This window comes from Pantoea sp. SM3640 (genome assembly GCF_015654165.1).
GTDB classification, from domain to species: domain Bacteria; phylum Pseudomonadota; class Gammaproteobacteria; order Enterobacterales; family Enterobacteriaceae; genus Pantoea; species Pantoea vagans.
In genome coordinates this window covers 3,559,470-3,573,720 of the sequence record NZ_CP064872.1, presented here as the reverse complement: position 1 = coordinate 3,573,720, position 14,251 = coordinate 3,559,470, and the positions used below count along the sequence as shown (strand labels likewise).

General features: G+C 55.9%; 14 protein-coding genes. 10 read left to right on the top strand and 4 right to left on the bottom strand.

The window, feature by feature from the left end; translation table 11 throughout:
- The first annotated feature begins 44 nt into the window (after positions 1–44).
- Both dusA and pspG read left to right on the top strand, forming a co-directional pair.
- The gene (gene dusA, locus IV493_RS16600) at positions 45–1,037 is read left to right on the top strand and encodes a tRNA dihydrouridine(20/20a) synthase DusA (RefSeq protein WP_195857465.1); all 993 of its coding nucleotides are present in this window, start codon (positions 45–47) and stop codon (positions 1,035–1,037) included.
- A gap of 180 nt (positions 1,038–1,217) precedes the next feature.
- Positions 1,218–1,484: an envelope stress response protein PspG gene (gene pspG / locus IV493_RS16595; protein ID WP_095706365.1), complete on the top strand. Its 267-nt coding sequence runs from the start codon at positions 1,218–1,220 to the stop codon at positions 1,482–1,484.
- Between the two features lie 222 nt (positions 1,485–1,706).
- Here the strand turns inward: pspG and IV493_RS16590 are convergent, their stop codons facing one another.
- Positions 1,707–2,690 carry a quinone oxidoreductase gene (locus IV493_RS16590; RefSeq protein WP_033784470.1) on the bottom strand — a complete coding sequence of 328 codons (984 nt, stop codon included), beginning with the start codon at positions 2,688–2,690 and terminating at the stop codon, positions 1,707–1,709.
- Positions 2,691–2,786: 96 nt separating this feature from the next.
- Here IV493_RS16590 and dnaB point away from each other — a divergent pair, with 96 nt between their 5' ends.
- The 6 genes from dnaB to IV493_RS16560 all read left to right on the top strand — a co-directional run bounded on the left by dnaB (position 2,787) and on the right by IV493_RS16560 (position 7,752).
- On the top strand, positions 2,787–4,193 hold the full coding sequence (gene dnaB, locus IV493_RS16585) for a replicative DNA helicase (protein WP_033734894.1): 1,407 nt from the start codon (positions 2,787–2,789) through the stop codon (positions 4,191–4,193).
- Positions 4,194–4,322: 129 nt separating this feature from the next.
- Positions 4,323–4,802 (top strand): Lrp/AsnC family transcriptional regulator, encoded by a 480-nt coding sequence (locus tag IV493_RS16580; RefSeq protein WP_003855753.1) that lies wholly within the window; start codon positions 4,323–4,325, stop codon positions 4,800–4,802.
- Between the two features lie 241 nt (positions 4,803–5,043).
- Entirely contained in the window at positions 5,044–5,658 is a 615-nt protein-coding gene (locus tag IV493_RS16575; RefSeq protein WP_033734896.1) for a YitT family protein, read from the top strand.
- 36 nt (positions 5,659–5,694) lie between these two features.
- Positions 5,695–6,888 carry an amino acid aminotransferase gene (locus IV493_RS16570; protein WP_195858195.1) on the top strand — a complete coding sequence of 398 codons (1,194 nt, stop codon included), beginning with the start codon at positions 5,695–5,697 and terminating at the stop codon, positions 6,886–6,888.
- 121 nt (positions 6,889–7,009) lie between these two features.
- Positions 7,010–7,429 (top strand): secondary thiamine-phosphate synthase enzyme YjbQ, encoded by a 420-nt coding sequence (locus tag IV493_RS16565; protein WP_195857464.1) that lies wholly within the window; start codon positions 7,010–7,012, stop codon positions 7,427–7,429.
- A complete protein-coding gene (locus tag IV493_RS16560) occupies positions 7,429–7,752 on the top strand; it encodes an MmcQ/YjbR family DNA-binding protein (protein ID WP_013359786.1) in 324 nt (107 codons plus the stop codon). The genes IV493_RS16565 and IV493_RS16560 overlap by 1 nt, the downstream gene beginning before the upstream one ends.
- 52 nt (positions 7,753–7,804) lie before the next feature.
- On the opposite strand, the gene IV493_RS16555 is transcribed toward IV493_RS16560, so the two are convergent.
- Both IV493_RS16555 and uvrA read right to left on the bottom strand, forming a co-directional pair.
- Positions 7,805–8,869 carry an NAD(P)-dependent alcohol dehydrogenase gene (locus IV493_RS16555; RefSeq protein WP_013359787.1) on the bottom strand — a complete coding sequence of 355 codons (1,065 nt, stop codon included), beginning with the start codon at positions 8,867–8,869 and terminating at the stop codon, positions 7,805–7,807.
- A 232-nt stretch (positions 8,870–9,101) separates the two neighbouring features.
- The gene (uvrA, locus tag IV493_RS16550) at positions 9,102–11,930 is read right to left on the bottom strand and encodes an excinuclease ABC subunit UvrA (RefSeq protein ID WP_033784472.1); all 2,829 of its coding nucleotides are present in this window, start codon (positions 11,928–11,930) and stop codon (positions 9,102–9,104) included.
- 224 nt (positions 11,931–12,154) lie between these two features.
- Here uvrA and ssb1 point away from each other — a divergent pair, with 224 nt between their 5' ends.
- On the top strand, positions 12,155–12,712 hold the full coding sequence (gene ssb1, locus IV493_RS16545; RefSeq protein ID WP_033734905.1) for a single-stranded DNA-binding protein SSB1: 558 nt from the start codon (positions 12,155–12,157) through the stop codon (positions 12,710–12,712).
- Between the two features lie 69 nt (positions 12,713–12,781).
- Here the strand turns inward: ssb1 and IV493_RS16540 are convergent, their stop codons facing one another.
- Entirely contained in the window at positions 12,782–13,303 is a 522-nt protein-coding gene (locus IV493_RS16540; RefSeq protein ID WP_013359790.1) for an isochorismatase family protein, read from the bottom strand.
- Between the two features lie 119 nt (positions 13,304–13,422).
- Between IV493_RS16540 and IV493_RS16535 the strand changes: the two genes are divergently transcribed.
- Positions 13,423–14,250, top strand: a complete 828-nt coding sequence (locus tag IV493_RS16535; protein WP_033734909.1) for an AraC family transcriptional regulator — start codon at positions 13,423–13,425, stop codon at positions 14,248–14,250.
- Position 14,251 lies beyond the last annotated feature (1 nt).

Below are 14,251 nucleotides of genomic sequence, written 5' to 3'. Positions count from 1 at the left end.
GCACAGAATTCCATCACCCTTAATTACCGGATTGTCTGCGCTTCATGCCTAATTTCTCTTCGCAACGTTTCTCTATCGCCCCCATGCTCGACTGGACCGATCGCCACTGTCGCTATTTTCATCGTCAGCTGACCGGTGACGCGCTGCTCTACACCGAAATGGTGACCACAGGCGCGATCATTCATGGCAAAGGGGATTACCTGGCATACAGCGAGGCGGAACATCCGGTCGCGTTGCAGCTTGGCGGTAGCGATACGGCGGCGCTGGCGCAGTGTGCGAAGCTGGCAGAGCAGCGCGGCTACGATGAAGTAAACCTGAATGTCGGCTGTCCTTCGGATCGGGTTCAGAATGGTCGTTTTGGTGCCTGCCTGATGGCCGAGGCGAATCTGGTCGCGGATGCGATTAAAGCGATGCGCGATGTGGTATCGATTCCGGTGACGGTGAAAACCCGCATCGGGATTGATGAGCTGGACAGCTATGAATTCCTGACGGACTTTATCGGCACGGTGGCAGGTCGCGGTGAGTGTGAGACGTTTATCATCCATGCGCGCAAAGCCTGGCTCTCTGGCCTCAGCCCCAAAGAGAACCGCGAAATTCCACCGCTGGACTATCCACGCGTATATCAGCTGAAACGGGATTTCCCGCATCTGACGATCGCGCTTAATGGCGGCGTAAAAACGCTGGAAGAGGCACAGACCCACCTGCAGCACCTGGACGGTGTGATGATGGGACGCGAAGCCTATCAAAACCCCGGCATTCTGGCGCAGGTCGATCAGACGCTGTTTGGTCGTCAGCACCCGGCGGCAAACCCGGTGGAAGTGGTGCGCGCCATGTATCCCTATATCGAAGCGGAACTGGCGAAGGGCACGTATCTGGGACACGTCACACGCCATATGCTGGGACTGTTCCAGGGTATTCCGGGCGCCCGCCAGTGGCGACGTCACCTGAGTGAAAACGCTCACAAGCCGGGGGCGGATGTTCGCGTACTGGAAGCCGCGCTGGCGCTGGTGGCGGATGAGATCCCACAGGAAGTCTGATCCGTGATCGTAACCCTGATAAACCAGCTCTGATAAGCTGGTTTTTTTTACGCCAGAATGTGGTTTTTCTCACCAGGTCGCTACACCTTTTTTAATCCTTTTCAGCTTTAAATCAATAAGTTATCAGTTGGCACGCTTTTTGTAATAGCTATAACAACTGATTTTAAAAGGAGCGCTGACGTGGAAATTTTATTCGTATTGGGGTTTTTCCTGATGCTGTTGCTGACCGGCGTTTCACTGCTGGGCGTGCTGGCGGCACTGGTGGTCGCTACCCTCGTGATGTTTGTCGGTGGACTGTTTGCACTTGTTATCAAAGTGTTGCCGTGGCTGGTGCTGGCGGTCATCGCTGTATGGCTGCATCGTGCCTTTTTTGGCGATAGCGATGCGCGAGCGCGCCGTAAGCTGAGACGTAAGATCAACAGGTTAGACCGCAAAGGCTGGCGCTAAATGCGGTAGCGATCACAGTGTGAGAGATTGTTCGGCGCTGATCTGCAATTAAACATATTTTTTACTTATGTTTTCTGGCAGGATGCCTGTCGTCAAATCGATGTGCCATCGACTCGACATGAATTTATCGCCGCTGTCCCTACACCAGCGCGAAAAAAAAATAAAAAAAAGAAGAGGGCTTCCCACGGGAGGCCCTTTTTGCTGCTTACGGGGTGCTGGCTGTTACGGGATTAACAGGCAGGATCCCTGCGTGGCACGGCTCTCCAGCATCTGATGCGCCTGGCTGGCCTCTTTCAGCGCAAACTTCTGCTGCTCCGGCACATCAACCTTGATCGCGCCGCTCGCCAGCAGGGAGAACAGCTCGGCACTGGCGGTTTCCAGCTCCTGGCGATTGGTGATATAGCCAAACAGGGAAGGTCGGGTCACAAACAACGAGCCTTTCTTATTCAGAATGCCCAGATCGATGCCGGTCACCGGACCCGATGCATTACCAAAACTGACCATCAGACCGTGACGGCGCAGCGAATCCAGCGATGCTTCCCAGGTATCTTTACCCACGGAGTCATACACGACACCCACTTTTTTCCCTTCTGTCAGTTCGCTGATGCGCTGTGCAATATTCTCTTCGCGATAATTAATGGTCTCCCATGCGCCAGCATTTTTCGCCATCGTGGCTTTTTCCGCTGAACCCACGGTGCCGATCAAATGCGCACCCAGCGCTTTTGCCCACTGACAGGCGATTAACCCGACGCCGCCCGCCGCGGCATGAAACAGAAAGGTCTCACCGGCGCTGATTTTATAGGTCTGGCGCAGCAGATATTGCGTGGTCAGCCCTTTCAGATAGCTTGCCGCACCCTGCTCAAAGCTGATCGCCTCCGGAAGATGCATCAGGCGATCTTCCGCTACGTTGTGCACTTCACTATAGGCCCCCATCGATGCCAGACAGTAGACTACGCGATCGCCAGGTTTAAACAGAGTCACGCCACGGCCAACCCGCGACACCACACCTGCGGCTTCCGTTCCCAGGCCAGAGGGAAAAGCGGCAACCGGATAGAGCCCGCTGCGAACATAGGTATCGATGTAATTAATCCCGATAGCGCGATGCTCAACCTGCACTTCATGTTCAGCCGGGTCAGCAGGTTCAAAATCTGTCCACTCTAAGACGTCCGGGCCGCCATGCGCGCTGAACTGAATACGCTTTGCCATTCTGACTCCTGTGATTGTTTCATCATGAGGGTGAGGCGCGCACCCCAACTAAGGTATACTTGCGCGTCCCCACAGAAGATCGGTAATGCATTCACTATGGCAGGAAATAAACCCACCAACAAATCGAACGAAACGCAGGATCGCCAGCTCGCAGGCGTGAAAATGCCCCCGCATTCTCTGGAAGCGGAGCAGTCGGTGCTCGGTGGGTTAATGCTGGATAACGAGCGCTGGGATAACGTCTCTGAGCGCGTCGTCGCGAATGATTTTTTCAACCGCTCGCATCGGCTGATTTTTTCCGAGATGCAGCGGCTGCTGGAAAACAGCAAACCCATCGACCTGATTACGCTCTCTGAATCGCTGGAAACCCGCGGCGAACTGGAGATGGCCGGTGGCTTCGCCTATCTGGCTGAGCTGGCGAAAAATACCCCGAGTGCGGCGAACATCGGCGCTTATGCTGACATTGTGCGCGAACGCGCAGTGGTACGTGAGATGATCTCCGTTGCCAACCAGATTGCTGATGCCGGCTACGATCCGCAGGGACGTAACAGCGAAGAGCTGCTCGACTTCGCAGAGTCGAACGTCTTTAAAATTGCGGAAGCGCGTGCGGATAAAGATGCTGGCCCGAAAAACATTGAGCAGATTCTGGAATCAACCGTCTCCCGTATCGAATCGCTCTATCAGACACCGCATGACGGCGTCACCGGCGTGGATACTGGCTATCAGGACCTCAATAAAAAGACTGCCGGCCTGCAGGGCTCTGACCTGATTATTGTTGCCGCCCGTCCATCGATGGGTAAAACCACCTTTGCGATGAACCTGTGCGAAAACGCCGCCATGCTGCAGGAGAAGCCGGTGCTGATCTTCAGTCTGGAGATGCCCAGCGAGCAGATCATGATGCGTATGCTGGCGTCACTTTCCCGCGTCGATCAGACCCGCATCCGAACCGGACAGCTGGATGATGAGGACTGGGCGCGCATCTCCGGCACCATGGGCATCCTGCTGGAGAAGAAGAACATGTACATCGATGACTCTTCTGGCCTGACGCCCACCGAGGTGCGTTCGCGCGCCCGACGCATCTACCGTGAAAACGGTGGCTTAAGTATGATCATGATCGACTACCTGCAGCTGATGCGCGTGCCGTCACTGTCGGACAACCGTACGCTGGAGATTGCAGAAATCTCCCGCTCGCTGAAAGCGCTGGCCAAAGAACTGAATGTGCCGGTGGTGGCGCTGTCGCAGCTTAACCGCTCACTGGAGCAGCGTGCTGACAAACGGCCGGTCAACTCGGATCTGCGTGAATCGGGTTCGATCGAGCAGGATGCGGATTTGATCATGTTTATCTATCGCGATGAGGTTTACCACGAGAACAGCGATCTGAAAGGGATTGCCGAGATCATCCTGGGTAAACAGCGAAATGGCCCGATCGGTACGGTGCGCCTGACCTTTAATGGCCAGTGGTCACGCTTCGACAACTACGCGGGTCCGCAATACGACGACGAATAATCTCCGCTTTGTGCTGTCATGCACGATCTGTGCATGACAGCCCTCATCATCAGAAAATAGTGTTGGACAACCTCTCGGGTTATCGGGTTATCTGTAACAAAGCGACGCCCATTACGCTGTGGAAACGGAATGACTCACGTAGACGATTACGACCTTAAAATCCTGACTTTATTACAATCTAACGGCCGTCTGACCAATCAGGAACTCAGCGATCTGGTCGGCCTTTCTGCCTCTCAATGTTCCCGCCGCCGTATCAATCTGGAACAGGCTAACCTCATCCTGGGTTATCACGCCCGGCTGTCACCTGATGCCATCGGGCTTGGCATGGTGGGATTAATAGAGGTGCGCCTGATTAATCACACCGCCGAATATGTCGAGAGCTTTCACCGCATGGTGGAGCAGGAGCAGGCGATTGTGGATGCCTACAAAACCACGGGTGATGCAGACTATCTCCTCAAGGTGGCGGTGGCCGATCTCAACTCCCTCAGTGCGTTAATCAGCCAGTTAGTTGCCGGACACCAGAGCGTTTCCCATGTGAAAACCTCCGTGGTACTGGGACGAATGAAAGAGAACGGGCTGATGATGATCCCCGGAGAGAAGACGCGCTAAAAGAGTGCGTGCTGTGCGATTTTGGTGCACACTGGCGGCAGTTAATGCAAATAACGCGCATTTAAGATGGCTTTGGCGCATAGGTTGACGGCATCAGTCGAAATTCATGCACAAAGTTCCGTTATAAAGCGCCTTAGATATCAACGGGATATCGCTGGCATCCGCTTTACAGCCGTTCAGTGCTGTGACGATGGTGCGTTTTTTGCATCGGAACCGCATCATTTGCACTGAGAAAACCCCCATGGATAACATCGCAGAACCCACCCGCGTTCCGCATTCGCGCATTGAAGATGCGCTGGCGATGGTGCTCGGCACTCTGATGGTCTCGTTCGGCGTCATTATGCTGAAACAGGCCGGTGCGCTGACCGGCAGCACCGCAGGTATCGCCTTTCTGATCAGCTATCTCTCGCCGCTCTCGTTCGGCAGCGCGTTCTTCCTGATCAACATCCCGTTTTACTGGCTGGCGGTTAAACGCATGGGCTGGGAATTTACCCTGAAAACCTTCTGCGCCGTCGGGCTGGTGTCGCTCTTCACCCAGCTGCACCCGCTGTTCGTCCACTTTTCTGACCTTAACCCCTTCTATGCGACACTGTTCGGTAACGTCATCATGGGAATCGGGTTTATAGTGTTATTTCGTCATAAGGCGAGCCTGGGCGGCATCAATATTCTGGCGCTGTGGCTACAGGATCGCTTTGGGATCCGCGCGGGTAAACTGCAGATGGCAGTCGATACCTGCGTCGTGCTGGCGTCACTGTTTGTGGTGAGTGGCCCCATCCTGCTCGCGTCGATTGCGGGTGCGGTGATCCTGAACCTGATTATTGCAATGAACCACCGTCCGGGACGCTATCGGGTTTAATCCGCCGCTTACGGACCAATCATGGAGACCTACACCGTGTTTCAAAACGTTGATGCCTATGCTGGCGATCCGATTCTGTCGTTGATGGAAGCTTTCAAACAAGACCCACGCGAACACAAAGTTAACCTGAGTATCGGACTCTATTACGACGAACAGAACATTATCCCGCAACTGAAGGCTGTAGCGGCTGCCGAAGAGCAGATCTATGCTGAGCCGCATCAGGTATCGCTCTATCTGCCAATGGAAGGGCTGAACAGCTACCGTAGTGCGATTGCACCGCTGCTGTTTGGTGCCGATCATCCGGTATTAAAAGCGGGCCGTATTGCGTCGATTCAGACTCTGGGTGGTTCTGGCGCGCTGAAAGTCGGCGCGGATTTCCTCAAGCGCTACTTCCCGCAGTCTGCCGTCTGGGTCAGCGATCCGACCTGGGAAAACCACATCGCGATTTTTAACGGTGCAGGTTTAGAGGTAAATACCTATCCCTGGTATGACGCCGAAACCCACGGTGTGCGGTTTGATGCCTTTATCAGCACCCTGAAAACCCTGCCCGCGCAGAGCATCGTGTTGCTGCATCCCTGCTGTCATAACCCGACCGGCGCTGACCTGACGGATGCGCAGTGGGATCAGACCGTTGAGGTGCTGAAAGCACAGCAGCTGATTCCTTTCCTGGATATCGCCTATCAGGGCTTTGGTGCGGGTATGGAACAGGATGCCTATGCCCTGCGCGCGGTCGCGGCGGCTGGTCTGCCTGCGCTGGTCAGTAACTCCTTCTCCAAAATCTTCTCGCTTTATGGCGAGCGCGTAGGCGGTCTCTCTATCGTCTGCGACAGTGCCGAAGAGTCAGCACGTGTGCTGGGCCAGTTAAAAGCTACCGTTCGCCGTAACTACTCCAGCCCGCCAAATTTTGGTGCGCAGGTTGTGGCACGCGTCCTCAACGATGAGGCGCTGAAGGCCAGTTGGCTGGCTGAAGTAGAGGCGATGCGTCTGCGCATTCTTGCGATGCGCCAGTCGCTGGTGGACGTACTGAGCACCGCGCTGCCAGGTAAAAACTTCGACTACCTGCTGAAGCAGCGTGGCATGTTCAGCTATACCGGCCTGAGTGCGCAGCAGGTTGATCGCCTGCGTAACGAATTTGGCATCTATCTGGTGGGCAGCGGCCGCATGTGTGTGGCCGGTCTGAACAGCAAAAATGTGCATCAGGTAGCGGAAGCGTTTGCTGCCGTGATGTAACAGCAGCCAGGCTGTAAACAAGACCGCCAGGGTTTTCTCTGGCGGTTTTTTTATGGGTCAGGGTTTACCTTTCGGCGACATGCTGCACACTTAAACGGGATAACCGTTTCAGGAATAAGCTATGTGGCATCAACAAACTATAACGCTGAGGGCGAAGTCGCGCGGGTTTCATCTGGTCACCGATGAGATCGTTAATTCGCTTTCCGGACTGCGTGATATCAAAACCGGACTGCTGCATCTGCTGTTGCAGCACACTTCGGCGTCGTTAACCTTAAACGAGAATTGCGACCCGACGGTGCGCAGCGACATGGAGCAGCATTTCATGCGGCACGTGCCGGAGAATGCGCCTTATCAGCACGACTACGAAGGACGTGATGATATGCCAGCGCACATCAAATCATCGACCTTAGGGGGTTCGTTGTTATTACCGGTTCAGCGGGGACGTCTGGTGCTGGGCACCTGGCAGGGTATCTGGCTGGGCGAGCATCGCATTGATGGCGGTGCCAGGCGGATTATCGCCACTTTACAAGGGGAGTCGTAATGAATAACTCAGACTTACTGACCTATTGCATGAGCAAGCCGGGCGCGGAGCAGAGCGTCCACAATGACTGGAAGGCTACACAGATTAAAAGTAACGGCGTGCTGTTTGCAATGGTGCACGAGGTAAAAGGGCGGCCCGCCGTCTCGCTGAAATCGACGCCAGCGCTGGCCGAATTGCTGCGCGATGAGCACAGCGATATTATTCCCAGCGAGCATCTGAATAAGTCTCACTGGAGCACGCTGTTCCTCGACGGTTCGCTGAAAGATTCGCAGATCTACTATCTGGTCGATGCCTCATACCAGCAGGCGGCGGCTGCCCGTTAAACGGCAATAAAAAACCCTCTTACCTGAGCAGGAGGGTTTCAGATCAGACCGCTTACGCGGCAGACTGATCGCGCAGGGTGTTAATATCAATAACAAAGCGATACTTCACATCGCTTTTCAGCATGCGCTCATACGCTTCGTTGATCTGGTCCATCGCGATCAGCTCAATGTCTGACGTAATCCCGTGCTCGCCACAGAAATCGAGCATCTCCTGGGTTTCCGCGATGCCGCCAATTAGTGAACCGGCGATGCTGCGACGTTTAAAGATCAGGTTAAAGACCTGCGGTGCCGGATGATCGTGCTCCGGTGCGCCCACCAGCGTCATGTTGCCATCCAGCTTCAGCAGGGTGATGAACGGATTGAGATCGTGCTGAGCCGCCACGGTGTTCAGGATGAAGTCAAAGCTGTTCGCGTGCTGCGCCATCTGATCCGCATCTTTGGAGATCACCACTTCATCGGCACCCAGACGTTTGCCATCTTCAATTTTGGATGGTGAGGTGGTGAACAGCACCACATGTGCGCCCATGGCATGCGCAATCTTCACGCCCATATGGCCCAGGCCGCCTAAGCCTACGATACCCACTTTCTTGCCAGGACCGACATTCCAGTGACGCAGCGGCGAATAGGTGGTGATACCGGCACACAGCAGCGGTGCCACGCCCGCCAGCTCCAGGTTTTCCGGGATCCGCAGCACAAAGCTTTCATCAACCACCATCGACGTTGAGTAGCCGCCGTAGGTAATGGCGCCGGTTTCGCGATCTTCGCCGTTATAGGTGCCGACAAAGCCGTTTTCGCAGTACTGCTCCAGACCCTGCTGACAGCTCGGACAGCTGCGGCAGGAATCGACCATACAGCCGACGCCAACCAGATCGCCGACTTTGTATTTCTGCGTCTGTGGACCAACAGCAGTTACGCGACCCACAATTTCATGCCCCGGAACGACGGGAAAAATAGTGTTTTTCCACTCATTACGGGCCTGATGCAGGTCTGAGTGGCAAACGCCACAGAACAGCACCTCAAGCTGAACGTCATGGGCGCGCAGCTCACGCGGCTTAAAATCGAACGGTGCCAGTTTGGATTTTGCATCCTGAGCAGCATACGCATGCGTAATATTCATGGTGTCTCCAGTTTCGATGTGTCGTGAGTGTTTTTTGATGATGTGCAGCAGCGTGGATGTGCTGCGAAAACAGGGCGACGCCAGGGGCGTGCCAAAGAGGAACCGCTTAAGGATAGTCAGCGTGAGGAAAAGCGTATATGCCTATACATGTCTGAATCTTGCCTGATTCTGCATTTTTCTGGCTGAATCGGCAGGGGATAAAAAAGGCCCGCACGCGGCGGGCCTGAGAGAATTACTTCTGTAACAGGGGCTTCAGGAAGCGCGCTGTGTGGGATTTCTCACACTCCGCCACGGTTTCTGGCGTACCCGCCACCAGGATTTCACCGCCGCCGCTGCCGCCTTCCGGACCAAGATCGACAATCCAGTCTGCGGTTTTGACCACATCGAGGTTGTGCTCAATCACCACGATGGTATTGCCCTGATCGCGCAGCTTATGCAGCACTTCCAGCAACTGCTGGATATCGGCAAAGTGCAGGCCGGTGGTCGGCTCATCCAGAATGTAGAGCGTCTGACCGGTGCCACGCTTCGACAGCTCACGCGCCAGCTTCACACGCTGGGCTTCACCGCCGGAAAGGGTGGTGGCGGACTGACCGAGGCGGATATAGGTGAGACCCACATCGATCAGCGTCTGCAACTTACGCGCCAGCGCTGGCACGGCATCGAAGAACTCACGCGCCTCTTCGATCGTCATCTCCAGCACTTCGTGAATGCTCTTGCCTTTGTATTTCACTTCCAGCGTTTCACGGTTATAGCGTTTGCCTTTGCACTGGTCGCACGGCACATAAATGTCCGGCAGGAAGTGCATCTCGACTTTCAGCACGCCATCGCCCTGACAGGCTTCACAGCGTCCGCCCCGCACGTTGAAACTGAAGCGACCCGGATTGTAGCCGCGCGAACGCGCTTCCGGCACGCCCGCAAAGAGTTCACGCACTGGCGTGAAGATGCCGGTATACGTGGCCGGGTTGGAACGCGGTGTACGACCAATCGGGCTCTGGTCGATGTCGATCACTTTGTCGAAGTGCTCCAGGCCTGCCACGTCACGGTAAGGTGCCGGTTCGGCGATGGTCGCGCCGTTCAGCGCACGCTGAGCAATCGGGAACAGCGTATCGTTGATCAGGGTCGATTTACCCGAACCAGAAACACCGGTAATACAGGTGAACAGCCCGACCGGCAGCGTCAGCGTAACATCCTTAAGGTTGTTGCCGCGTGCGCCGGTAATCTTCAGCACTTTGGCCGGATCGCCTTTAACGCGCTCCTCTGGCACCACAATGCCACGCTTGCCACTCAGGTACTGACCGGTCAGCGATTCTTCCTGCGCCATAATCTGATCAACGGTGCCTTCTGCGACCACCTGACCGCCGTGTACGCCTGCACCCGGACCGATGTCGATCACGTGGTCTGCGGCACGAATCGCATCTTCATCATGCTCAACCACAATCACGGTGTTGCCGAGGTCGCGCAGATGAATCAGGGTGCCAAGCAGTCGTTCGTTGTCACGCTGGTGCAGGCCAATAGAAGGCTCATCCAGCACATACATCACGCCGACCAGACCGGCACCGATCTGGCTGGCCAGGCGGATACGCTGTGCTTCACCCCCGGATAGGGTTTCCGCAGAGCGTGACATCGACAGATAGTTCAGGCCGACGTTGACGAGGAAGCTCAGGCGATCGCCAATCTCTTTCAGAATTTTCTCGGCGATCTGCGCACGCTGGCCGCTGAGTTTCATGTTTTCAAAGAAGGACATCGCATGGCCGATGCTCATCTCAGAGATGGTCGGCAGCGTGGTGTTCTCCACGAAGACGTGGCGCGCTTCACGACGCAGACGGGTGCCTTCACAGCTGGCACAGGCGCGGTTGCTGATAAACTTCGCCAGCTCTTCGCGAACCGCAGAGGATTCCGTCTCTTTATAGCGGCGCTCCATATTATTGAGCACGCCTTCAAACGGATGACGACGAACCGAGGTATCGCCGCGATCGTTGATGTACTTAAATTCGATGCTCTCTTTGCCTGAGCCATACAGAATCACTTTCTGCACATTGTCTGGCAGGCTGCCGAATGACGCTTCGATATCAAAATCGAGGTGTTCCGCCAGCGAACGCAGCATCTGGAAATAGTAAAAGTTACGACGATCCCAGCCGCGAATGGCGCCGCCCGCCAGCGAAAGCTCGGGATTCTGCACGACGCGGTCAGGATCAAAATATTGCTGTACGCCCAGGCCGTCACAGGTTGGGCAGGCGCCCGCCGGGTTGTTAAACGAGAACAGGCGCGGTTCCAGCTCGCTCATGCTGTAACCACAAATCGGACAGGCGAAGTTAGCCGAGAAGAGCAGCTCTTCTGCGTCGCTGTCATCCATGTCCGCCACGATAGCCGTGCCGCCGGAAAGCTCCAGCGTGGTTTCAAACGACTCCGCCAGACGGGTTGCCAGGTCTTCACGCACTTTGAAGCGGTCAATGACCACCTCAATGGTGTGCTTCTTCTGCAGCTCAAGCTTCGGCGGATCGGAGAGGTCACACACTTCGCCATCGATACGCGCACGGATGTAGCCCTGCGTCGCCAGATTCTCCAGCGTCTTGGTGTGCTCACCCTTACGATCTTTCACCACCGGGGCCAGCAGCATCAGGCGACGACCTTCCGGCTGGGAAAGCACCTGATCCACCATCTGGCTCACGGTCTGCGCCGCCAGCGGCACATCATGATCCGGGCAGCGCGGTTCGCCTACGCGGGCAAACAGCAGACGCAGGTAGTCATGGATCTCTGTGATGGTTCCCACCGTCGAGCGTGGGTTGTGCGAGGTGGATTTCTGCTCAATGGAAATGGCGGGCGACAAACCTTCGATATGATCGACGTCCGGCTTCTCCATTAACGAAAGAAACTGGCGCGCATATGCAGAGAGCGACTCCACATAGCGGCGCTGACCTTCCGCATACAGCGTATCAAACGCCAGTGAGGATTTACCGGACCCTGACAGGCCGGTTACCACAATGAGTTTGTCGCGTGGGATGGTCAGGTTGATGTTTTTCAAATTATGGGTGCGGGCACCACGAACTTCGATCTTATCCATTCACCTTTCCCGGATTAGCTGCACTCACCGTGCCTTGCCGACACGGCCAGAATAAACGTGTCATTATGGCACAAAAAATAGACTGAATATATATCCAGTACTCTCGGCCGGGAAGCTGAGAGGGATTAAAACTGGAACCCCGCTCGAAAGTGGGAAACAGTCCGCAGGACGTGTTAGAATTGATAGATTAGACTGTATGCATTAACTCATCGGGAGACAGCAACATGGCCAGTCGTGGCGTTAACAAAGTGATTCTTGTCGGGAATCTGGGTCAGGATCCGGAAGTACGTTACATGCCAAATGGTGGCGCGGTTGCCAACATTACGCTGGCTACGTCGGAAAGCTGGCGCGACAAGCAGACCGGTGAAAACAAAGAGATCACTGAATGGCACCGTGTGGTGCTGTTTGGCAAACTGGCTGAAGTCGCAGGCGAATACCTGAAAAAAGGATCGCAGGTTTACATCGAAGGTCAGCTGCGTACCCGTAAATGGCAGGATCAGGGCGGCCAGGAACGTTACACCACCGAAGTCGTGGTCAACGTTGGCGGCACCATGCAGATGCTGGGTGGCCGTCAGCAGGGCGGCAACGCGGGTGCACCAGCAGGTGGTGGCGCGCAGGGCGGTGGCAACAACAATGGCTGGGGTCAGCCGCAGCAGCCGCAGGGCAACAACAACCAGTTCAGTGGCGGCGCGCAGTCCCGTCCGCAGCAGCAGCCACAGAGCGCACCGGCCAGCAACAACAACGAACCTCCAATGGATTTCGACGACGACATTCCATTCTGATTCCGCTGGACAGACAGTGCAAAAAAGCCCGCTTATGCGGGCTTTTTTATGCGCGGCTTTTGCGGGCGGTTACGACCATTCCGCCACAATCTCATCGGTACTCAGCACGCGCGGCACGTGGCCGGGAATCGACAATGAGGACCAGACCTCATTGTGCTGGTTTATCAACGCTTCAGCGCTGACCCAGCGACGATCGGCGGTGGTATGCGCATCAGCAGCCACGGTAATGGCATAGCCCGCACTGGCACCCACTTTTATGGTGGTATCGAGACAGTAGTCAGTGGCACAACCGCACGCCACAAACTCTTCCACCGCCAGCTTCTTTAACAGTGCGGCCAGCTCTGTCTGCCAGAAGCTGTCGCAGGCGGTTTTTGTGACGTAATGCGCGCCAGCAGGCTGAACCAGTTCCGGCAGCAGATTAAAAGCCTCATTCCCCTCGCACATCGCGCCTTCGCGGTGCTGGATAAAAATGGTGATGTCGGCGCGTTCAGTCAGCCGGTTAATCTGCGCCACCCGACCCGCCTGGTCGAAGCGTGGCGAGCTGAAGACCCCATTCTGCATATCGATAACCACTGCCACACGCTGTGCCATGCTTGACCCCATCCGTCTGAAAAAAACAGTGTTACCTGTGGCATTGCAGATAGCAATCTTTTGCATTTCAGACCCGGTCACAGGCATGCTTAGCAGACTGGTTAAATAAGGAGAGAGAAGTGGACGGTGTTCCGGCAAGTTTCCCCTGTGAGAAAGATCGCGCCCGGTTCCGGCAACTCGCAGAGCTGCCCGGTGTGGAACTCTATCAGGCCCACATCTCCCGCTACGCCTTTGAACCCCATACCCACGAAGCCTTTGGGATCGGCACCATTGAAGCGGGCGCGCAGCGCTTTCGCTATCGCGGCACCGAATATACTGCGCCGGAAAACTCACTGGTCATGATGAACCCGGATGAGCTGCACACGGGTGAGTCAGCGTGCGAAGAGGGCTGGCGCTATCAGATGATCTACATTCAGCCGCAGCTGATGGATGAACTGACCGGCGACCGCGGCTGGTGGTTTAACGAGGCGCTGCTGACCGATCCGCGCGTGGCGCAGCCGCTCTCCCGCCTGCTTGCCGCACTCTGGCAGGCAGAGTCTGAACTGGCGCGCCAGAGCCTGATTGCTGAGCTGCTGCTGCAAATCCGTCCGCTGGCGCGTATGTCTTCACAGAGCAGACCCGATGCCCGGCATCGTTTTGATCAGGTCAGAGATTTTCTGCGCGCAAACCTCGCAGAACCGGTGCGGCTGGAGGAGCTGGCGGCGCTGGCTTCACTGTCGCCGTGGCACTTCTTACGTGCCTTTCGCCAGCACTATCACGTTACGCCGCATCAGATGCTGATGGCTTTCCGGCTCTATGACGCCAAGCAAAGGCTGGCACAGGGTGAAGCGGCCGCCAGCGTCGCGGCGGCGGTGGGATTGACCGATCAGGCTCATCTCACCCGCGCCTTTGCTCACCGTTATGGCATTACGCCGGGCCGCTATCAAAAGCAGGTCCGCCAGCCCTGAT

What these genes read in the sequence shown, in the direction of transcription:
- IV493_RS16565 (WP_195857464.1), top strand. Translation starts at nt 7,010, where the DNA reads ATGTGGCATCAACAAACTATAACGCTGAGGGCGAAGTCGCGCGGGTTT.
- IV493_RS16555 (WP_013359787.1), bottom strand. Translation starts at nt 8,869, where the DNA reads ATGAATATTACGCATGCGTATGCTGCTCAGGATGCAAAATCCAAACTG.
- dusA (WP_195857465.1), top strand. Translation starts at nt 45, where the DNA reads ATGCCTAATTTCTCTTCGCAACGTTTCTCTATCGCCCCCATGCTCGAC.
- IV493_RS16590 (WP_033784470.1), bottom strand. Translation starts at nt 2,690, where the DNA reads ATGGCAAAGCGTATTCAGTTCAGCGCGCATGGCGGCCCGGACGTCTTA.
- IV493_RS16575 (WP_033734896.1), top strand. Translation starts at nt 5,044, where the DNA reads ATGGATAACATCGCAGAACCCACCCGCGTTCCGCATTCGCGCATTGAA.
- dnaB (WP_033734894.1), top strand. Translation starts at nt 2,787, where the DNA reads ATGGCAGGAAATAAACCCACCAACAAATCGAACGAAACGCAGGATCGC.
- uvrA (WP_033784472.1), bottom strand. Translation starts at nt 11,930, where the DNA reads ATGGATAAGATCGAAGTTCGTGGTGCCCGCACCCATAATTTGAAAAAC.
- IV493_RS16580 (WP_003855753.1), top strand. Translation starts at nt 4,323, where the DNA reads ATGACTCACGTAGACGATTACGACCTTAAAATCCTGACTTTATTACAA.
- IV493_RS16540 (WP_013359790.1), bottom strand. Translation starts at nt 13,303, where the DNA reads ATGGCACAGCGTGTGGCAGTGGTTATCGATATGCAGAATGGGGTCTTC.
- IV493_RS16560 (WP_013359786.1), top strand. Translation starts at nt 7,429, where the DNA reads ATGAATAACTCAGACTTACTGACCTATTGCATGAGCAAGCCGGGCGCG.
- ssb1 (WP_033734905.1), top strand. Translation starts at nt 12,155, where the DNA reads ATGGCCAGTCGTGGCGTTAACAAAGTGATTCTTGTCGGGAATCTGGGT.